The sequence below is a fragment of the Streptomyces sp. NPDC027663 genome, assembly GCF_055566415.1.
Genome location: NZ_JBVHSK010000016.1, coordinates 108,586 through 130,028 on the forward strand (window position 1 = coordinate 108,586; position 21,443 = coordinate 130,028).

Consider the following 21,443-nt stretch of genomic DNA (forward strand, 5'->3'; position numbering starts at 1 on the left):
TGACGCGCCATCGTGCCCTCCATGAGTTGGGTGCATATAACCGGCCAGAAGACTCGCGGGACGGGCTGAAGGGGCACTGGAGTGGCACTCGAACGGTTGCACGGTGAACGTTTGCATGGCGTGGCGCCGGTCGTCCGACGGCATCACCGGCGAGCCCCCGGGCGGCCGGGAAGGTGATCGGTGCAGGCTGACCGCCCGGGGGCTGTCCCGGCGACGGGACTTCATCGTCGTCCGTCCGCAGGGGCTGATCGATTCCGGCCAGAATCCATCGCCGGGGCATGAGACTGCTGCCGGAGCGGACGGCCCGGCGGGGAAACCGCCGACGGCCGCGCCATGTGCGCGCCGCCGGCGGGTCCGCCGACTGCGGACACCGCCTCGACCGCGGGGACGCGCGGGGCCGACGCGCCGAACGCGCGCCGCCGACGAAGTCGCCTCCGCGACGGCGGCGGATCAGCCGTGCGGCAGGGCGAGGGAGAGGCCGCAGTGCCCCCTTCGGGCTGCGGGCTCCTCGGCGCGCCTGTGGCCGGCCGGCTGTCAGTCGGTGTCGTGCCCGCCCTCCGACCACCCGAGGCCCTGCCCGGCCCCAGCGCTACCTGCCCGGCCCCGCGAGAAGGATCCGCAGGTTCAGGAGCGCGTCGCGCCCGCCGCGTCGAGCGCCGTGGTCGCGTCCCGTTCGATCTGCCGCAACAGCGGACCGGGATCGTCCACGAAGTAGAAGTGACCGCCGTCGAAGACCCGCAGCCCCACGAAGTGCTCGGTGTGCTCTTCCCACCCCGCCATCCGCAGCGGTGAGGCGGAGCGGTCTTCGCCGCCCGCGTAGGCGGACAGCGCCACGGGCAGCGGGCCGGAGTCGGGAGCGGGGCGCCAGGTCTCCAACAGGCGCAGGTCGGCCCGGATGATCGGCTCGTACAGGGCCCACAGTTCCGGATCGTCGAGTATCCCGTCGGGCGTGCCGCCGAGCTGCTTCAGACGGGTCCGCAGTTCGTCGCCGGACACGTCGTTGTACCAGCTCCGCTGCACCGCCAGCTGCGGTGCCACTCGTGCGGAGACACCCACCCAGACCGGCGGCGGCAAGCCCCGGTCGACGAGCCGCTGGGTGATCTCGTACGCCATGAGGGCACCCATGCTGTGCCCGAAAAGGGCGTAGGGGCAGGACAGTTCGGGCTCGATGCTGCTCAGCAGAAAGTCCGCGAGACGGCCGACGTCCGTGATCTGCGGCTGGTCGAGAAGCTGGCCGTGGCCTGGGGCGTCGAGCAGCCGCACGTCCCAGGTGTCCGGCAGCCGGGCCGGCCAGTCGCGGTACAGCAGGTGTGAGCCCCCTGCGTGGTGCAGGACGAACAGGCGCAGGTCAGGTCGTGTGCTGGCCATCGCTCTCTCTCGGATCGGGCGACACATCATCGCCCATGGAACGGTCTCCGGCCGCCAGGGCGCCGTCACCAAGGGTGGCTCCGCTGCATGGAGCGACTCTGCAGCGATCCTCAGGCGGCCCGGGCCGGCGGGCCGGGTGCCGTACGGCGCAGCTGCCGGTGATCGACTCCAGATGCGGCCCGGCATCCTGACACAGCAAGCCGGCGGGGTACAGAGGATCCCGGCCGGTGGAGATCCGGGCGGGTGACCGGTTGGCCTGCGAGCATGCCGGCCTTGTAGCGCTGACGGTCGAGTCCTTACGGTGTCGTGGCAATGCCGAGGTCGCCACCGAGGCCGGATGTCCTGTCGACCGGACAACGCCGACAGGCGACCCGCGCCCGGTGCCTTCCCGCACCCGGCCTGGCGATTCCCAATCCCGAGTCATTCCATGACGGTTAAGGACGGTGCCAGTTGAGCACGAACCCATTCGACGACGAGGACGGCCGCTTCTACGTTGTGGTCAACGACGAGGAGCAGCACTCCCTGTGGCCGGTGTTCGCCGAGGTCCCCGCAGGCTGGCGGGTGGTCTTCGGCGAGGCGGCCAGGGCCGAGTGCCTGGAGTACGTCGAGCAGAACTGGACCGATCTGCGCCCCAAGAGCCTGCAGGAGGCCATGTCGGCGGGCTGAACGCCCGTGACGTCTCGTTGAGTTCATATGGCGCAAGCCGTCGGCGTCGCTCGAGCGACGCTGCTGACGCGACAGGGCCGTACGGCACGCCCCCGCGGTCGTCCCGGATCAGCGGCTGTCCGCCGAGGGGGAGGCTCCTTCCGCAGAGGCTGCCGGAGCGGTCCTCGGAGCTGCCGGGAGCCGCCTGCGCGAGCTGGTGAACTCCCCGGCGCGGTGGCTCACCGGCCGGCTGGCCCACGGGGAGGCCGCCTACGGGTGGCGGCGGTACAAGGAGGCGATCGAGCGGACCGGGCTCGACTACCCGACCTCGCGCACCACACGTGGGCGGCCAGGCGGTCCGAGCACCACCGCAGGCGGAACGGCCTCCGCTTCGCCCAGCACACCGACCGAGGTATCGAGCTGTCCGCCGGCCGGCCGGAGTTCCACTCGAAGGCGGCTGCCGCGCACGGCCCGCCCGTCCACACGTGGGTGCCCCAGGCGCTCGACACCGCCGATCCGCCCACCGCTGACCGGAGCACCGCCTGACAACGCGCCGCTCGAAGGTGTCGGCAAGCCTGTCCCCCGCGGTGCGCCGGCGGCTCGTCCGACCGGACACCTCTCATATCGGAGCCAGTTGATGATCCTTCAGGGAAAGCGGGTCGCCCTGCCCCCGGAGCCCGTCGTCCACAAGCAGTTCGAGGCGCACGCGGAAGCCACCCCCGACGCCGTTGCCGTCTTCTGCGCCGGACAGCAGGTGACGTACGCGGAGCTGGACGCGAAGGCGAACCGGTTCGCCCACTTCCTCACCACGTGCGGACACGGCCGCGGTGCGAAGGTCGGCGTCTGCCTCGATTACTCGATCGACATGGTCGTCGCCATCCTCGGCACGCTGAAGGCAGGCGCGGCCTACGTACCGTTCGACCCGGCCTACCCGGCGGCGAGGCTCGAACTGCTGCTGGGCCAGGTGCCCGACCTCGCCCTGATCGTGGCCTCCCCGGCGACGGCCGGGCTCCTCCAGTCGGCGGCCGTCGAGGTCATCGATCTGGAGGAGCTGTCCGGTTACCTGGCAGGTCTCCCGGCGACCGCGCCCGACGTCTCCGTCACCGGGGACGACGTGTGCTACGCGGTCTTCACGTCCGGGTCGACCGGGACACCGAAACTGACCGCGGTGCGGCACGAGGGCTGGTTCAACCTGATGAACTGGCTGATGCTCGAGTACGGCCTGCACCGCGGGTCGAACAACCTGGTCGTCAGCGCGTTCGGGTTCGACCTCTCCCAGCGCAGCCTGATGACGCCGCTGTTCTGCGGCGCCACCCAGTACCTCATGGCGAGCCGGAACTTCGACGCCCTGGTGGCGTACCGCATGCTGACCGACCACGACATACGCACGGTGCATTGCGCCTCCAGCACGCTGTACCTGCTGGTGGACTGGGAAACCGCACGCGGAGGTGAGGCGCTCGCCCGGCTGGACTACGTGCTCTTCGGCGGGGAACCGCTGAAGGTCGAACGGATCGCGGACTGGGCGCGGCGTGAGGGGAACACGTGCACCCTGCTCCACCAGTACGGAGTCGCCGAGTGCACGGATGTCGCGACGTCGTACGACCTCGCCGACTACCGACCCGGCGAACACGAGATCGCACCGGTCGGCAGGCCGGCCCACAACACCGAAATCCACCTCCTCGACGAGCACATGCGCGGTGTCGCGGCGGGGGAATCCGGCGAGATCTGCATCTCCGGGGCCAGCGTCGGAGCGGGATACCTCAACGGCACAGGCCCCGAATCCGAGAAGTTCACGACGATCGTGGTCGACGGTGAGTCGCGCAGGCTGTACCGCACGGGCGACCGCGGCTACGTGACCGAGGCCGGCGAACTCGTCGTCCTGGGCAGGATCGACGCGCAGGTGAAGGTGCGGGGAATGCGCATCGACCCCACCGACATCGAGCGCGCGCTGGGGAGGCTGGACGGGGTCCGGGAGGCCGCCGTAGTGATCGCCGACTCCGGTGCCGGCGAGGCGGAACTGGTCGCGTTCATCGTCCCCTCGCAAGGCGAGCCGGCCGAGAGCGACGTGCGCGCCCGCCTCCTCCGGACGCTGCCGCGGAACATGGTTCCTGCCCGGTGCATCAACATTCCACGGCTTCCGTTGAGCCCGCACGGAAAAGTGGACCGCAAGGCGCTGGTCGACGCCTGCCGGAACCAGTTCGCCGTCATCGGTACGACGGCCTAGTCGACGGACCTTGATGACAACCGAGAGGACTGTGATGATTGCCGAGCGGGTGCGCGCCATATGGTGCCGGGAACTCCAGCGCGACGACATAGCGGTGGACGACGATTTCTTCGCCCTCGGCGGCCAGTCGGTGACCATGTCCAGGATCCAGATCGCCTTCATCGATGAGCTGGGCGTCGAAGTCACGATGGATCAGATGTACCTCAACCCGACGGTGGCTTCGATTTCTGATTACATCGAATCCATGGATTCGGTGACCTGATAGCGTGATCAGAGCGCCCATATGAATTGGTGCGCGGCAGCGGAAATTCCCGGCCGCGGCATCACGGTGCTCAACCCCAATGACTCTTCCGGCTGCGGCCGTTGAGACCTTTAAATCTATTCGGTAAGAGAGGCGCCATGTACGATGTGATTGTCATCGGTGCCCGTTGTGCGGGTTCGCCGGCGGCCATGTTGTTCGCGCGGCAGGGATATCGCGTCCTGCTCCTGGAGAAAGCGAAGTTCCCGCAGGACACCCTGTCCTCGCACTACATCCACCAGCCGGGCGTGGCGTTGCTCGATCGGTGGGGGCTGCTTGACGAACTCCGTAACGCGGGTTGCCGGCCGATCAACCACCAGAGCTATGAGGCGCTCGGTGTCCGGCTGGAGGGGTTCTCCCTGCCGGTCGACGGCCATCGGACCACGTACGCGCCGCGGCGGTTCGTGCTCGACCCGATCCTCGCGCGCGGGGCCGTCGCCGCGGGTGTGGAGTTCCGCGAGGGCTGCGCGGTCAACGACCTGCTGTTCGAGGGCGACCGGGTCGTCGGGGTGCGGTACACGACACCCGACGGCGCGGAGACGACGGAGCGTGCGCGACTGGTCGTCGGCGCGGACGGCATGCGGTCCCTGGTGGCCCGCAAGGTCGGTGCGCCGAAGGTCGTCGAGCGCCCGCGGATGACCTGCACCTACTACAGCTACTGGGAGGGCGTCCCCGCCCACTTCGAGCTGTACGAGCGGCCGGGGCGCTGGATCGCGCTCGCCCCCACCAACGACGACCTCACGCTGATCATGACCTATTTCCCGCAGCGCGAGTTCTCGGAAGTACGCACTGCGGTGGAACGCAACTACCTCGAAGCCGTCCGCACGACCGCCCCCGAGCTGTACGAGCGGATGTCCGCGGGCAAACGCGTGGAGCAGATGTACGGCACGGGGGCTCAGGAGAACTACTTCCGCAAGGCCTTCGGCCCCGGGTGGGTACTGCTCGGCGACGCCGTGCACCACAAGGACTCCATCACCGCCCGCGGTATCACCGACGCCTTCCTCCAGGCCCAGGCGCTCACCGATTACGTCGGGGAGCAGCTGCACGACGACGCCGCGCTCACGGCGGCGCTGAAGCGCTACGAGCGCGACCTGGACAGCAGGTTCTACAGCTTCTACCAGGGCGCGCTCAACGTGGCCGAGCTCAAGCCCGAGCGGCACACGGAGATGGTGCGGAAGCTCGTCGGTAACCAGGACCTGATCGACCGTTATTTCTCGACGGTGTCGGGTGCGTATTCCTTCGACGACTTCTACAGCAACGAACTCTTGACAGTACTCGATCAGGCCTGACCGGCGGATTGCTCCCCGATAGACCTGCCGATTTGGAGACTCAATGATCCCGTTGTCGTTCGCGCAGCGCCGGCTGTGGTTCGTGGACCGGTTCGAAGGCCCGTCGCCGACCTACAACGGGGCCTTCGCCCTGCGGCTGACCGGTGAGCTGAGCGTGGGTGCGCTGGAGTCGGCGCTGCGCGATGTCATCGACAGGCACGAGATCCTCCGCACAGTGATTGTCGAGGACGGTGACGGCGTCCCGCACCAGCAGGTGCTGCCGTCCGGTCAGAAGGCCTTCGAACTGCCGGTGGTCGAGGCCGCGGGGGAGGAGGAGCGGGCGGCGGCGGTCGACGAGTTCGCCACCGGGACCTTCGACCTTGCCGCCGACATGCCGATCCGTGCCAGGCTGGTGCGGTGCGGACCGCGCGACCACACGCTGGTCCTGGTGATGCACCACATCGCCGTGGACGGGGAGTCCTTCAGCCCGCTGTTCCGTGATCTCCATGCGGCCTACACGGCCCGCACGGCGGGCCGGGCCCCTGCGTGGGAGCCGCTGCCCGTGCAGTACGCGGACTACACACTGTGGCAGCGGGATGTACTCGGTGACGAGTCCGATCCGGAGAGCCTCGCGGCCCGGCAGCTGGAGTACTGGCGGCAGACTCTGGCCGATCTGGCACAGCCGCTGGCCCTGCCCACGGATCGGCCGCGTCCGAAGGTGATGGGCCAGCACGGCGACATGGTCCGCTTCTCGATCGACCCCGACCTGCTGCGGTCGGTCGAGAAACTGGCCGCTCAGGCCGACACCACGGTGTCGATGGTCATGCACTCCGCGCTGGGCGTCCTCCTGCACCACCTCGGCTGCGGTGACGACGTGCCCATCGGGGCGCCGATCGCGGGCCGCACCGATGAGGAGCTGCGCGACCTCGTCGGGTTCTTCGTCAATACCTGGGTGCTGCGCGTCGACCTCTCCGGGAACCCGACCTTCTCGCAGCTGCTCCAGCGGGTGCGGGAGCGTGCGCTGGCCGCGTACGACAACCAGGAAATGCCCTTCGAGCGGTTGGTGGAGCTGCTCAACCCTGACCGGTCCACCGCCTACAACCCTCTTTTCCAGGTCATGCTCGCCTGGCAGCAGCCGGTGCCGCAGATGGAGTTCCCCGGCCTCGACGTCCAGGTGGAGAAGCTCGAGACCAGAACAGCCAAGTTCGACCTGTTCTTCGACCTGATCCCGAACGGCTCGGGCGGGGCGGGCTGCCGGCTGGAGTACCGCACCGACCTGTTCGACAGGAACACGGTCGAAGACTTCGCGAACCGGTTCCTCCGCGTCCTGGGTCAGCTCGTGGCCGACTCGGACCGCCCGATCGGCGGCATCGACGTGCTCGCCGCGGCCGAGCGGGACCGGCTGCTCACCCGGTTCAACGACACCGCTACGGCGGTGCCCGAGCTGACGGTCCCGGAGCTGTTCGAACGCCAGGTGGCCAGGACGCCGGACGCCCCGGCGATCGTGTGCGACGACCGCACCCTGACCTATCGGGAGCTCGAGGACCGGGCCAACAGTGTCGCGTGGGAACTGGTCCGGCGTGGCGCCGGGCCGGAGGACCTCGTGGTGCTCGCGCTGCCGCGCACCGAGGACCTGGCAGTCGGACTGCTCGGCATCCTCAAGTCCGGTGCCGGCTATGTGCCGATGGACCCGCAGTATCTGAGCGGCCGGGCGGAGAGCGTGCTGTCCGAATCGGCTCCGCGGTTCGCGGTCACCGACACCGAAACATGGCGGGACCTGCCGGAGAACGGCATCTCGACGGTCAACCTCGACCAGCGCGCGCACTGGGAGCCGTCCGAGGGGACGCTGGACAACGCGACCCGGATCGCGCCGCTGGGGCCGGACAACCTGGCGTACGTGATGTACACCTCCGGCTCCACGGGCAAGCCGAAGGGCGCGGCGATCACCCACCGCAGTGTCGTCAACGGCGTGCAGGAGCTGGTGCGCGTCCTGGACCCGCAGCCGGGATGGCGGATGCTGGCCGGCACCTCCGTGAACTTCGACGTCTCGGTCTTCGAACTGCTGTCCGCCCTGTCCACCGGCGGCACGGCCGAGGTGGTGCCCTCCGCGCTGGTGCTCGGCGAGCGGGATGGCTGGGACGGCCAGGTGATCAGCGCGGTCCCCTCGGTGCTCGGGGAACTCGTGGAGTACCTGGAGAAGACCACCGACGTGCGCACGGTCGTCTTCGCGGGCGACGTGCTCCCGGCCCGGCTGGTGCGGCAGGTGCGCGAGGCCCTGCCCGGCGTCCAGATCGTCAACTCCTACGGGCAGAGCGAGAGCTTCTACGCCACCACGTTCTCCCTCCCGGCGTCCGAGGAGTGGGCGGAGGGCGAGGTCGCGCCGATCGGCACCCCGCTGGGGAACATGCGTGCCTACGTGCTGGGTCCGGGGCTGGCCCCGGTGCCGCAGGGCGTGATCGGTGAGCTGTATGTGGTCGGGACCTGCCTGGGCCGCGGTTACCACGGCCGCCCGGGCATGACGGCCGAGCGCTATGTGGCGAACCCGTTCGGGCCGGCGGGTGAGCGGATGTACCGCACCGGCGACCTGGCCCGCTGGAACGCGCACGGCCAGCTGGAGTGCCTCGGCAGGAGCGACGGCCAGGTGAAGGTCCGCGGCTTCCGCATCGAACCGGCCGAGGTCGAAGCGGTGTGCGAGCTCTACCCCGGTATCCGCGAGGCGGTCGTGATCAGCCGGGAGGTGCCCTCGGGCGGGCGTCGGCTCGTCGCGTACGTGGTGCACGAAGGCGACGGAGCCGTCCCTGACAACGGCGCCGGCGGTGTCGGCGACGTGGATGTGCAGGCCGGTGCCTCGGCTGCCGAGCTGCGCAGGTTCGTGGCCGCACGGCTGCCCGACTACATGGTGCCGTCGGCCTTCGTGACCGTCGGCCGGATGCCGCTCGGGCCGACCGGCAAGCTCGACCGTTCGGCTCTGCCGGAGCCCGAGTTCCTGGGCGAGACCTACCGCAAGCCCCGCACCGAGGCCGAGGAGATCATCGTCGCGGCGTACGTGGACGTGCTCGGCGTGGAGCGGGTCGGCATCGACGACGACTTCTTCGCGGTGGGCGGCGACAGCCTGCGGTCGATCCAGGTGGTGGCCCGGGCACGCGCCCGGGGCCTGAAGCTGACCACGCGGGAGATCTTCGAGTGCCGTACGGCGGCCCGCCTCGCCGAGGTGGCCTCCGGCCGTCAGGACCAGGCGCCCGCGCTCGCGGAGGCGGCGGGCGGCGGCATCGGTCCCATGCCGTTGCAGCCCGTGGCGCGGCAGGTGTTCGAGCACGGCGGCGGAATGAACCGGTTCGCCATGGCGATGGCGCTGGAACTGCCCGAGGGCATCGACGAGAGCGGCCTTGCCGCGACGCTGGACGCGGTGCTCGACCGGCACGATCTGCTGCGTGCGCGCCTGGTGCGCGGCGACGAGCTCTCCCTGGACGTACGTCCGGTGGGCGCCGTGCGGGCGGCGGACCTGATCCGCCGGGTTCCCTGCGACGGCCGGTGGGACGAGCCGTCCTCGCTTCAGGCGGCGAAGGCCGAGCTGGACGAGGCGGCCGGGCGACTCGACCCGGAAGCCGGCGTGATGGCGGACTTCGTCTGGTTCGCCGCCGAGTCGGGTGCGGGCAGGCTGCTGGTGGTACTGCACCATCTGGTGGTGGACGGCGTCTCCTGGCGGATCCTCATGTCGGATCTCGCCGAGGCATGGCAGCAGGTCCGCTCCGGCAAGGCGCCCGAGCTGCCCGCGGTCGGCACCTCGGCCCGCCGCTGGGCACTGGCGCTCCAGGACGAGGCGCTCACCCCCGAGCGGGAAGCGGAACTGTCGTACTGGCAGGAGCTGCTGGAGGCGCCCAACCAGCCGCTGGGCACACGGGCGTTCGACCCGGTGGTGGACGTGATGTCCACGGTCGACACGGTGCGGGTGCAGCTGCCCGCCGAGGTCACCGAAGCGGTGCTGACCAAGCTGCCCGCGGCGTTCAAGGGCACCGGCACCGACGTGCTGCTCGCCGCGCTCGCCCTCGCGGTGAACCGGTGGAGCGGCGCGGACCGCTCGCTCCTGGTCCGCCTGGAAGGCCACGGGCGCGAGGAGGACATCGTCCCCGGCGCCGACCTCTCCCGGACCGTCGGCTGGTTCACCAGCATGCACCCGGCCCGCGTCGACGTGCGCGGGGCGGACCTGACCGACGTACTGGCCGGCGGCCCCGCGGCCGGTACGGCGATCAAGCAGGTCAAGGAGCAGCTGCGCCAGATCCCGGACAAGGGCGTGGGCTACGCACTGCTGCGCCACCTCAACCCGGAGACCGCAGCTCAGCTCGCCGAGTACCCGGCGCCGCAGATCGGCTTCAACTACCTCGGCCGGATCGCCGACACGGATGTGCCCGAGCACCTGCGCGCGCAGGGCTGGGGACCCGCGTCCTGGTCCGCCGAGCTGATCCCGGCACTCGACGAGGACCTGCCCGCGCTGTCCGCGCTCGAGGTCAACTCGGTCGCCACGGACACCGCCGACGGCACCCGGCTGCAGACCGCCTTCATGTTCCCCACCGGGGTGCTCTCCCACGAGCAGGTCCGTGAGCTGGCAGACCTGTGGGTCGAGGTGCTGCACGGTATGGCCGCGTACGCCGCACACCCGCAGGCCGGCGGGCTCACGCCTTCCGACGCCCCGCTGGTCGCGGTGAAGCAGGACGAGATCGAGGCATGGGAGGCACGCTACGGCCGGCTGGCCGAGGTGTGGCCACAGGCCCCCGGGCAGTCCGGCATCCAGTTCCAGGCCGCGCTGGCCGAGGACTCCTACGACGTCTACCACATGCAGCTGGTGCTGCACCTGTCCGGGCAGGTGGACCCGGCACGCATGCGAGCGGCCGGGCAGGCACTGCTCGACCGCTATCCCAACCTGCGCGCCGCCTTCGGCACCACGGCCGACGGCGACCCGGTGCAGGTCCTGCCGGAACACGTGGCCCTGCCGTGGCGGCACATCGCCCTGACCGGTCAGAGCGAGGCCGAGCAGGACGCGGCGCTCGACCGGTTCCTCGCCGAGGACCGGGCCGAACGCCTCGACCCCGCCCGGCCGCCACTGTTCCGCCTGGGGCTGATCACCTGCGGACCGAAGCACGCCAAGCTGGTCATCACGGCACACCACACCGTCTTCGACGGCTGGTCCTCGCCACTGGTGATCAGGGACCTGATCCGGCTGTACGCCGGGGCCGACGAGCTTCCCCCGGTACGCAGCTACGGCGACTACCTGACCTGGCTGTCCACGCACGACCGCGAGGCCTCAGCCGCCCGGTGGAAGGCCGAGCTGGCCGGCTTCGACCAGCCGACGCTCGTGGCCCCGGACGCTTCCGTCCAGGAGGGCGCCTCCGCCATCGGCAAGGTCGAGGTACCGCTGTCGATCGACAAGGGACGGGAACTCGCCCGGCGCGCCGCGGAACTCGGCGTCACGCTCAACACCCTCCTGCAAGGCGCGTGGGCGGTCCTGCTGTCGAAACTGACCGGACAGCAGGACGTGGTGTTCGGCGCCGCCGTCAACGGCCGCCCGGCGGACCTGATCGGGTCCGAGGAAATGGTCGGCCTGTTCATCAACACGCTGCCCATCAGGGTGTTCTGGCAGCTGGACCACAGCGTGGCCGACATAGTCACTGAGCTGCAGAACCGGCAGATGGCGCTGCTCGACCACCACTACTACGGCCTGGCCGACATCCAGCGCGACAGCGGGCTCCCGGCTCTGTTCGACACGTTCATCGGGTTCGAGAACTATCCGATGGACCGCGAGGGCATGGTCGACGCGAACACCTCGGCGGGGCTCACGATCGACGCCATCCGGCCGATCGCGGGCGCGCACTACGCGCTCGCCCTCGCCGCCGCCGACCCCTACCTGCGGCTCTCCCTCGACTACCAGAAGGACCTCTACGACCTCGAAGAGGCCGAGGCCATCGGCGCCCGGCTGGTCCGGGTGCTGAAGCAGGTGCTCGCTGACCCGCACGTGCCGGTCAGCGCGATCGAGGTGCTGTCGCAGGAGGAGCGGGACCGGCTGCTACGGGAGGTCAACGACACCGCGCATCCGGTGGCCGAGGACACCCTGCCGGGCGCGTTCGAGGCGCAGGCGGAGCGCACCCCGGACCGTGTCGCGGTGATCGGCGAGCAGGAGACGCTGACGTACCGGGAGTTCAACCGGCGTGCCAACCAGCTGGCCCACTGGCTGGTCGAACAGGGCGCCGGCCCCGAGCAGCCGGTCGCCGTGCGCATTGCGCGTTCGGTCGACCTGATGGTGGCGGCCTTCGCGGTGGTCAAGTCCGGTGCGGCGTACGTGCCGGTGGACCCCGAGCTGCCCGAGGACCGGGTGCGGCACATGCTCGACAGCGCGAAGCCGCTGCTGGTGCTCGAAGAAGCGCTTCCGGACGTCTCCGGGTACCCGGAGACGAACCCGGAGCGTGCGCTGCTGCCGGACAACGTCGCGTACGTCATCTTCACCTCCGGTTCCACCGGTGGCCCCAAGGGCGTCCAGGTGTCGCACCGGTCGATCATGAACCGGATCGAGTGGGGTCTGGAGCACTTCGACGTCACGGCCGAGGACCGGGTGCTGTTCAGCACGGCGCCGAGCTTCGACGCGTCGGTGCCGGAGATGTTCGGGCCCGTGCAGGTGGGGGCCGCTGTGGTGATCGCGCACCCGGACGGGCGCCGCGATCCGGCCTACCTGGCCGAGCTGATCCAGCGGGAGCGGGTGACCGGCGCGGTCTTCGTCTCCTCCCTGCTGGCGGCGTTCGTGGACGAGCCCACGGCACGCGCCTGCACCAGCCTGCGCTGGGTCGAGGTCGGGGCCGAGCCGTTCCCGGCCGCGCTGGCCAACCGGTTCACCGAGCTGCTGCCCGGCTGCGTCGCGCACAACCTCTACGGCCCCACCGAGGCATCGGTGGAGGTGACGACGTGGCAGCACGAGCCGGGCGCGGACCGGCTGCCGATCGGCGCGCCGATCTGGAACACCCAGGTGTACGTGCTGGACCCTGCACTGCGCCCGGTCGCGCCGGGGATCGCTGGCGAGCTGTACATCGCCGGCACCGCGCTGGCGAGAGGCTACCTCGGACAGCCCGTGCTGACCGCGCACCGGTTCGTCGCCTGCCCCTACGGTGAGCCCGGCGCGCGGATGTACCGCACCGGCGATGTGGTGCGGTGGACCAAGGACGGCCAGCTCGAGTACGTCGACCGGAGCGACTTCCAGGTGAAGATCCGCGGCCGTCGCATCGAGCTGGGCGAGATCGAGTCGGCGCTGACCGCCCACCCGGACGTCAGCAACGCGTTGGCCGTCGTACGGGAGGAAAGCGCCGGAGACCAGCGGCTGCTCGCGTACGTGGTGCCGGGCGGCAAGACCGACCCGGCCGAGCTGGACGTGGCGGCCCTGACGTCCCTGCTCCAGGAGCAACTGCCGGAGTACATGGTCCCCACGGCGATCGTGCCGCTGGCCGAGTTCCCCAAGACCCTGAGCGGAAAGCTCGACCGCGCCGCGCTCCCCGCACCCGACTACGCCGAAGCCGCGGCCGGACGGGGACCGCGCAACCACAAAGAGGAAGTCCTCTGCCGGCTGTTCGCCGAGTTGCTGGGTGTGGAGGAGGTCGGCATCGACGCCGGCTTCTTCGACCTCGGTGGGCATTCGCTGCTGGCCACACGGCTGATCGGCCGCATACGCAACGAACTCAACATCGACGTGAAAGTCACGATGGTCTTCGCCAATCCGACTGTCGCCCAGTTGGCAGATCGGCTCGATGAACTGGCCACGTCGAACCGGCCCCAGCTGCGTCAGATGACCGTTTAGGAGAAGCGTCGATGATCCCGTTGTCCTTTGCCCAGAGCCGGATGTGGTTCCTCCACCATCTGGAAGGCCCGTCCGCCACGTACAACGGCCCGTTCGTGCTGCGCCTGGAGGGCCCCCTGGACACCGCGGCCCTGACCGCGGCGGTGAGGGATGTCGTCACCCGGCACGAGAGTCTGCGCACCCTGGTCGTGGAGAACGCGGACGGCACGCCGGAGCAGCGGATCCTGCCGCCGGAGGAGGCTGCGGTCCCGGTGCGGCTGGTCGACGTGGCCGCGGACGCGGTGGACGCCGCGATGTACCAGGTCGCGTGCGAGACGTTCGACCTGGGCACGGCGCTCCCCCTGCGGGCAACCCTCCTCCGGGTCGCTCCGCAGGAGCACGTGCTGGTGTTCGTGTTCCACCACATCGCCGCGGACGGAGCGTCGATGGCGCCGTTCCTGCGCGATCTGGTGTCGGCGTACGCGGCCCGCCGCCAGGGGAGCGCGCCGGAGTGGACGCCGCTCCCGGTGCAGTACAAGGACTACACGCTGTGGCAGCGGCAGCTGCTGGGTGACGAAACGGACCCGGACAGCATCACCGCGGCGCAACTGGAGTACTGGCGCAAGGAACTGGCCGGGGTGCCACAGCCGGTGCAGTTGCCGCTGGACCGGCCGCGGCCGACGGTGCCCGACCACAGCGGCGGCTATGTCGACTTCGAGCTGGACCCGGAACTGTTCGCCGCGATCGGGAAGCTGGCCGCGGACCGCGGGGCCACGGCGCCGATGGTCGCTCAGGCCGTGCTCGCGGTGCTCCTGCACCACTTCGGCGCCGGCAACGACCTGACGATGGGCAGCCCGATCGAGGGGCGCGCCGATGAGCAACTCGACGACCTGGTCGGGTTCTTCGTCAACACCTGGGTGCTGCGCGTCGACCTGTCGGGGAACCCGTCGTTCGGCGATCTGCTGGAGCAGGTGCGGGTCAGGGCCCTTGCCGCGTACGACAACCAGGACCTGCCGTTCGAGCGCCTGGTGGAACTGCTGGCACCGGAGCGCGCCACCTCCTACCAACCGCTGTTCCAGGTGATGCTGGCCTGGCAGTTCCCCTGGTCGGAGATCCAGATGCCGGATCTGCGGGTAACCCCCCTTCCGGTGGGCACCGGCACCGCGAAGTTCGACCTGTTCTTCAACTTCATCCCGGACCCGACCGGGGGCGCGTACGGGCGACTCGAGTACGCGTCGGAGCTGTTCGACCACGCCACGGCCGAACGACTCATCGACCGCTACATCCGCGTGCTTCGGCAGGTGGTTGCCGATCCGGAGACCCGGCTCGGTGAGGCGGACGTGCTCACGGACGCAGAGCAGCGCCGGCTGACGCAGCTGAACGAGACGGCCGCACCGGTGCCGGGGGTGACCGTACCGGAGCTGGTCGCCGCTCAGGCGGCGCGGACACCGGATGTGACGGCCGTGGTGTCCGGGCAGACCTCGTTGTCGTACGCTGAACTGGACGCCCGCGCCGACCGCCTGGCCGCGGTCCTGCGTGAGCAGGGGGTCGGGCCGGATGTCCTGGTGGCCGTGGCACTGCCGCGGTCGGCGAACCTGGCGGTCGCACTTCTGGGCGTACTCAAGGCCGGCGGCGCCTACCTGCCGATCGACCCCGACTACCCGGCCGCGCGTGTCGATCTCCTGCTCGCCACCGCCGATCCGCTGCTGGTCCTGACCGATCACGAGACGGCGCAGACGGTGGCCAGGAGTCGGCCGCCGGTGCTTCACCTGGACGATCTGGACCTCGACGGCCCCGGTCACGAAGCCCCGGACGCCCGTATCCGGCCGGACAATCTGGCCTATGTGATGTTCACGTCCGGATCCACCGGGACTCCCAAGGGCGTCGCCATCAGTCACGCCAGCGTGGTCAACGGTGTGCGGGACCTGCGCCAGGTGGCGCAGGTCGAGGCGGGGTCCCGGATGCTCGCCGCGACCTCGGTGAACTTCGACGTCTCCGTGTTCGAGATATTCACCGCCCTCACCGCCGGAGCGACCGTCGAGATCGTCCGTGACGTACTCGAACTCGCGGAACGCGGCAGCTGGTCGGGCACCACCATCAGCGCCGTGCCGGCCGTGTTCTCCACCCTGCTCGACCAGATCGTCACCGAAGGCCCCGGCAGCCTCGACCTCGACGTGGAAACCGTCATCTTCGCCGGTGAGGCGCTCTCGGCCGATCTGGTCCGCAAGGTCCACAGCGCCCTGCCCGGGGTCCGTGTCGTCAACGCCTACGGACAGACCGAAAGCTTCTACGCCTCCACCTTCACGCTTCCGCAGCAGTGGACCGAGGCCAGTGCGGTACCGGTCGGGCAGCCCCTCGCCAACATGCGCGCCTACGTCCTGGGGCCCGAACTGGCCCCGGTTCCGCCCGGTGTGATCGGCGAACTGTACGTCGCGGGCCTGGTCGCCCGTGGCTACCACCAGAACGGCGGAGCAACCGCGGAGCGGTTCGTGGCCTGCCCCTTCGGTCCCGCCGGCACGCGGATGTACCGCACCGGTGACCTGGCCCAGTGGGACGACAACGGCCAACTGAGGTACGCCGGCCGAGCCGACGCCCAGGTCAAGGTGAACGGCATCCGTGTCGAGCCGACCGAGATCGAGACGGTTCTCGCCCAGCATCCCGCGGTCGCCCAGGCAGCGGTCACGGTGTGTGAGGACCGCACCGGCACCAAGCGGCTCGTCGGCTATGTGGCACCGGTGGGCGCCACCGACGGCGACGTGGACCTGGACGCCACCGTGTCGGTGGCGGAGCTGCGGCGGTTCGTGGCCAAGCGGCTGCCGGACTACATGGTGCCCGCCCAGCTGGTGGTGCTCGACCGGCTGCCGCTGACCGCGAGCGGAAAGCTGGACCGGGCCGCACTGCCCGAGCCGGAGTTCGCGGGTGCCACGTACCGGGCGCCGCGCAGTGCGGCGGAGCGGGTGCTGGCCGAGGTGTTCGCCGACGTGCTCAGCACCGAACACGTCGGTGTCGACGACGACTTCTTCACCAGTGGCGGGGACAGCATTCGTTCCATCCAGGTGGTCGCGCGGGCCAAGACGCGTGGCGTTGTGGTCAGTACGCGGGAGATCTTCGAGCACCGTACGGTCGCCCGGCTCGCGGAGCTGGTCGAGGGCCGGGCCGCAGAGGAGCGCGTGACGCTGGCCGAGCTGCCGGGTGGCGGTGTCGGCCGGGCTCCGCTGCCGCCGACGGCGGCGCACATGCTCGCCCTCGGCGGCGGCATCGACCGGCTCTCCATGTCCGCGATGCTGACCCTGCCCAAGGACATCGACCGTGCCGGACTGGTCGCCACGTTGCAGGCGGTGCTGGACCGGCACGACGTGCTGCGCTCCCGCCTCGACCGGGCCAACCCGGGCCTGCTGATGGAGCCGGTCGGCAGCGTGGACGCCGGTGCGCTGGTGCGGGAGGTCCCCTACGGTGACGCCGATGTGAAGGCCGAGCTGGACGCGGCGGCGGACCGGCTCGACCCAGCTGCGGGCGTGATGGCGCAGTTCGTGTGGTTCACCCCCGACACGCCCGCGGACGCGGGCCGGCTGCTGATCGTGCTGCACCACCTGGTCGTCGACGGAGTGTCGTGGCGCGTCCTGTTCCCGGACCTGGCGTCGGCCTGGCAGCGGGTCCGCGACGGCCACGCCCCGCAACCGGCGGAGACCGGTACCTCGCTGCGGCGGTGGATGCATGCCCTGGCCGACGAGTCGGCCACCGCAGGACGGGTGGCGGAACTGCCCGTGTGGCAGGAGATCCTTTCCGGGGACGACCCGGTGCTCGGTGGGCGGGAGCTGGACCCGGCGCGCGATGTCGCGGCCACCGTGGACACGGTCCGCGTCCAGGTGCCCGCGGATGTCACGGAAACCCTGCTGAACACGCTGCCGTCGGTCTTCCACGGCGGCGTCGACGACGGGCTGCTGACCGGCCTCGCGCTGGCGCTGGCCCGCTGGCGGCAGACGCGGGGCGTCTCGGGGAGCTCGGCACTCGTCCGGCTCGAAGGACACGGCCGCGAAGAGCACCTGGTGCCCGGCGCCGACCTGTCGGGCACGGTCGGATGGTTCACCGCAATGTACCCGGTACGCCTGGATGTGACCGGCATCGACGTGGCGGACGCGTTCGCCGGCGGCAACGCCGCCGGACGGGCGGTCAAGGCCGTCAAGGAGCAGCTGCGGGCGGTGCCGGACAACGGCATGGGCTACGGCCTGCTGCGCCACCTGAACACCGAGACCGCTGCCGTGCTGGCGACGGCACGGCAGCCGCAGATCGGGTTCAACTACCTCGGCAAGTCCTCCAGCGCGGACATCCCCGCAGAGCTGCGCGGGCTGGGCTGGGGCCTGGACACCACCCACGAGGACCTGATCGCCGCACCGGACGCCGACATGCCGGTGCTGTCGGCCCTGGAGATCAGTGCGGTGGCCGCCGACACGTCGGACGGCACGCAGCTGACCGCCTACTTCGGCTTCCCCACCGGTGTGCTCTCCCGCGACGAGGTGACTGAGCTGGCCGGACTGTGGGTCCAGGCGCTGACCGCCCTGGCCCGGCACACCACCGCTCCCGGCGCCGGCGGGCTGACCCCGAGCGACGCGCCCCTGGTCGAGGTGCGCCAGGACGAGATCGAGGCCTGGGAGGCCCGCTTCGGCAAGCTGGACAAGGTGTGGCCGGCGACGACGGCACAGACCGGGATCCTCTTCCAGGCGAAGCTGGCCGGGGCGTCGTTCGACCCGTACCACATTCAGCTGGTGTTCCACCTGACCGGCGAGGTCGACCCGGAGCGGATGCGCAGGGCCGGGCAGGCGCTGCTGGACCGCCATCCCGTCCTCCGCGCGGCGTTCGTCAACCGGGCGGACGGCGACGTGGTGCAGGTCGTGCCGGAGGCAGTGACCCTGCCGTGGCAGCACATCGACCTCACCGCGGCCGACGAGGCGGAACGAACCGAGGCGTTCGAGCGGTTCCTCGAGCAGGACCGGAGCACGTACTTCGACGCGGACAACCCGCCGCTGATCCGGATGGCACTCGCCGTCCTCGAACCCGATCGCCCCGAGCTCGTGCTGACCGCCCACCATGTGCTCTACGACGGCTGGTCCACACCCCTGCTCCTGCAGGACCTGCTGCTGCTCTACGGGTCCGACGGCGACCCGTCCGGGCTGCCCGCGACCCGTGACTACGGCGACTTCCTCTCCTGGCTCTCCCGGCAGGACCAGGAGGAGTCCGCACGGGTGTGGGCCGCGGAACTCGAAGGGTTCGAGGAGCCGACCCTGCTCGCTCCCGGCTTCGCGGGCGCGGACGACGAGGGCCGCGGTCAGGTCGACATCACGATCCCGCGCGACGTGGCGCAGGAACTCGACCGACTGACCACTGAGCTGGGCATCACCATGAACACGCTGGTCCAGGGAGCCTGGGCACTGGTGCTCGGCGAACTCACCGGCCGCCAGGACGTGGTGTTCGGCACCACCGTCTCCGGGCGCCCGCCCGCGGTGACGGGCGTCGAGTCGATGGTCGGGATGCTCATCAACACCGTTCCCGTGCGCGTCACCTACGCGCCCGGCGACACGCTCGCCGAGTTCCTCACCCGGCTGCAGAGCCGGCAGGGCGGCCTCGTGGAGCACCACTACTACGGGCTCTCGGAGATCCAGCGGTCCACCGGCCTGCAGTCCCTCTTCGACACACTGGTCGTCTTCGAGTCGTTCCCCGTCGACGGGGACGGCCTGAGCGCCGCTTCCGACGCCGCGGACGGGATCAGCTACGACGGCTTCCGCCCGTCCGCGGGCAACCACTATCCGCTGTGCCTGATGGCGGCGGCCGACCCGCACCTCGAGTGCATCATCCAGTACGCGCTGGGCGTCTTCGACCAGGCCACGGTGGAGGAGTACGCGGCCCGCCTCGTCCGCTTCCTGCGGCAGCTGGCCACCAACCCCGAGCTGAGGATCGCGCAGGTGGACTCCCTGGAGTCGGCCGAACGCGACCGGATGCTGGCCGTACTGAACGACACGTCCGGCCCGGCCCGGGAGGTCACCCTCACCGAGCTGTTCGAGGCGCAGGTGACGCGGACCCCGGACGCGGTCGCCGTGGTCGCCGAGGGCGAGTCGCTCACGTACGCCGAGCTGGACGCCCGCGCCGAGCGGCTCGCGTTCGCGCTCGCGGATCGCGGAGTGGGCCCGGAGACCGTGGTGAGCGTGGTCCTGCCGCGCACGGCGAACATGGTCGTGGCTCTCCTGGGTGTGCTCAAGGCGGGCGGAGCCTATCTGCCCGTCGACCCCGCCTACGCCGCCGCACGGCTCCCGCACATTCTCCCCGGCGCCCGGCCCCACCTGCTCCTCACCGACGCCGGCACCCGGGCAGTCGTCCCGCCCACGGACATCCCCGTCGTCCTTTTCGAGGACATCGACCTCCGGGCGACCACTTCGGACGCCGGGAAGGCGCCGGCACGGCGCAAGGCCCGCCCGGGCAACCTCGTCTACGTCGTCTACACCTCCGGTTCCACCGGCGTGCCCAAAGGCGTCGGTGTCGCCCACACCACCATCGTCAACGCGGTGGACACCATGGCCGCGCAGGCCGGCATGGAGTCCGGCCGGCGGGTGCTGCTCGCCGCCTCGTTCGGCTTCGACGTCGCCACCTTCGAGCTATTCTCCGCGCTCACCAGGGGCGGCAGCGTCGAGATCGTCCGGGACGTGCTGGCGCTGACCGAACGCGACACCTGGGACGTCGACGTCATCTGCTCGGTGCCGTCGGCCTTCGCGGAACTCGTCGACCAGCTCGGCGACCGCATCAAGCCCACGGCGCTGAACATCTCCGGGGAGGTGCTGACCCCGGCCCTGGCGGAGCGGGTGCGCGGACTCTGGCCGCAGGCGCGTGTCATCAACAGCTACGGTCCGAGCGAGACCTTCTACGCCACCGCCCACCTGCTGGAGTCCGACCGGACGTACGCCGACGGCGTGCCCATCGGCCGGCCCTTCCCCGGCGTGCGCGCCTACATCCTCAGCCCGCGCCTGACCCTGCTGCCCCAGGGCACACCGGGTGAGCTGTATCTGGCCGGGGCCGGACGCGGCTACCACAACCAGTCCGCCATGACTGCCGACCGCTTCGTCCCCGACCCCTACGGTCCTCCCGGCGCCCGGATGTACCGCACCGGCGACATAGCCCGCCTCACCCCGGACGGAGAGCTGCAGCACCTGGGCCGCGTCGACACCCAGGTCAAGATCCGTGGCTACCGCGTCGAACCCGGCGAGGTCGAGGCCGCCCTGACGGCCCACCCCCACATCGCCCACGCCGCCGTCGCGGTCCAGCAGAACGGGGACAGCACCCCCAACCTGGTCGCCTACCTCGTCCCTGATCACGGCAGGACCGCCCCGCCCCTGGACGAACTGCGCGAGTACTTGTCCGAGCGGCTGCCCGAGTACATGGTCCCCGCCGCCTACGTCGCGCTCGACCGGCTGCCCCTGTCCCCCAACGGCAAGCTCGACCTCAAGGCCCTGCCCGCCGCCGAACTCACCCCGACGACGTCCTTCCGGGCCCCCCGCACCACCCGCGAGGAGGTGCTGGCCAAGCTCTTCGGCGAGGTGCTCGGCCTGGAGAGGGTCGGTGTCGACGACGGCTTCTTCGAGCTCGGTGGGCATTCCCTCCTCGCCACCCGTCTGATCAACCGGGCCCGCGCCGAACTGGGGCTCGAGATACCCATTCGCAAGATCTTCGACCTGCCGACGGTATCCGCGCTCGCGGCGTGGACGGAGGAATCGGCTGTTCCCCTTCGCCCCAATCTCCGCAGGATGATCACAGAGGAGCAAAACCAGTGATTCCGCTTTCGTTTGC

7 protein-coding genes are annotated in these 21,443 nt (G+C 70.4%); 6 read left to right on the forward strand and 1 reads right to left on the reverse strand.

Translation table 11 applies throughout. The features are described 5' to 3' along the window. Window positions 1-624 precede the first annotated feature (624 nt). A complete protein-coding gene (locus ACZ4SF_RS31680; protein ID WP_468391250.1) occupies window positions 625-1,368 on the reverse strand; it encodes a thioesterase II family protein in 744 nt (247 codons plus the stop codon). Window positions 1,369-1,818: 450 nt separating this feature from the next. Between ACZ4SF_RS31680 and ACZ4SF_RS31685 the strand changes: the two genes are divergently transcribed. The 6 genes from ACZ4SF_RS31685 to ACZ4SF_RS31710 all read left to right on the forward strand — a co-directional run bounded on the left by ACZ4SF_RS31685 (window position 1,819) and on the right by ACZ4SF_RS31710 (window position 21,427). Continuing rightward, a complete protein-coding gene (locus tag ACZ4SF_RS31685; RefSeq protein ID WP_468391253.1) occupies window positions 1,819-2,034 on the forward strand; it encodes an MbtH family protein in 216 nt (71 codons plus the stop codon). A gap of 616 nt (window positions 2,035-2,650) precedes the next feature. Then, window positions 2,651-4,237, forward strand: a complete 1,587-nt coding sequence (locus tag ACZ4SF_RS31690) for an amino acid adenylation domain-containing protein (protein WP_468391256.1) — start codon at window positions 2,651-2,653, stop codon at window positions 4,235-4,237. Between the two features lie 34 nt (window positions 4,238-4,271). Next, the gene (locus ACZ4SF_RS31695; protein ID WP_468391318.1) at window positions 4,272-4,499 is read left to right on the forward strand and encodes a phosphopantetheine-binding protein; all 228 of its coding nucleotides are present in this window, start codon (window positions 4,272-4,274) and stop codon (window positions 4,497-4,499) included. A 137-nt stretch (window positions 4,500-4,636) separates the two neighbouring features. Then, the gene (locus ACZ4SF_RS31700; protein WP_468391259.1) at window positions 4,637-5,824 is read left to right on the forward strand and encodes an NAD(P)/FAD-dependent oxidoreductase; all 1,188 of its coding nucleotides are present in this window, start codon (window positions 4,637-4,639) and stop codon (window positions 5,822-5,824) included. 43 nt (window positions 5,825-5,867) lie between these two features. Further along, complete coding sequence (locus ACZ4SF_RS31705; protein WP_468391262.1) at window positions 5,868-13,634, forward strand: amino acid adenylation domain-containing protein; 7,767 nt, start codon at window positions 5,868-5,870, stop codon at window positions 13,632-13,634. Between the two features lie 11 nt (window positions 13,635-13,645). Beyond that, window positions 13,646-21,427 (forward strand): amino acid adenylation domain-containing protein, encoded by a 7,782-nt coding sequence (locus ACZ4SF_RS31710; RefSeq protein WP_468391265.1) that lies wholly within the window; start codon window positions 13,646-13,648, stop codon window positions 21,425-21,427. The last annotated feature ends 16 nt before the right edge of the window (window positions 21,428-21,443 follow it).

What these genes read in the sequence shown, in the direction of transcription:
- ACZ4SF_RS31680 (WP_468391250.1), bottom strand. Translation starts at nt 1,368, where the DNA reads ATGGCCAGCACACGACCTGACCTGCGCCTGTTCGTCCTGCACCACGCA.
- ACZ4SF_RS31710 (WP_468391265.1), top strand. Translation starts at nt 13,646, where the DNA reads ATGATCCCGTTGTCCTTTGCCCAGAGCCGGATGTGGTTCCTCCACCAT.
- ACZ4SF_RS31695 (WP_468391318.1), top strand. Translation starts at nt 4,272, where the DNA reads ATGATTGCCGAGCGGGTGCGCGCCATATGGTGCCGGGAACTCCAGCGC.
- ACZ4SF_RS31705 (WP_468391262.1), top strand. Translation starts at nt 5,868, where the DNA reads ATGATCCCGTTGTCGTTCGCGCAGCGCCGGCTGTGGTTCGTGGACCGG.
- ACZ4SF_RS31700 (WP_468391259.1), top strand. Translation starts at nt 4,637, where the DNA reads ATGTACGATGTGATTGTCATCGGTGCCCGTTGTGCGGGTTCGCCGGCG.
- ACZ4SF_RS31690 (WP_468391256.1), top strand. Translation starts at nt 2,651, where the DNA reads ATGATCCTTCAGGGAAAGCGGGTCGCCCTGCCCCCGGAGCCCGTCGTC.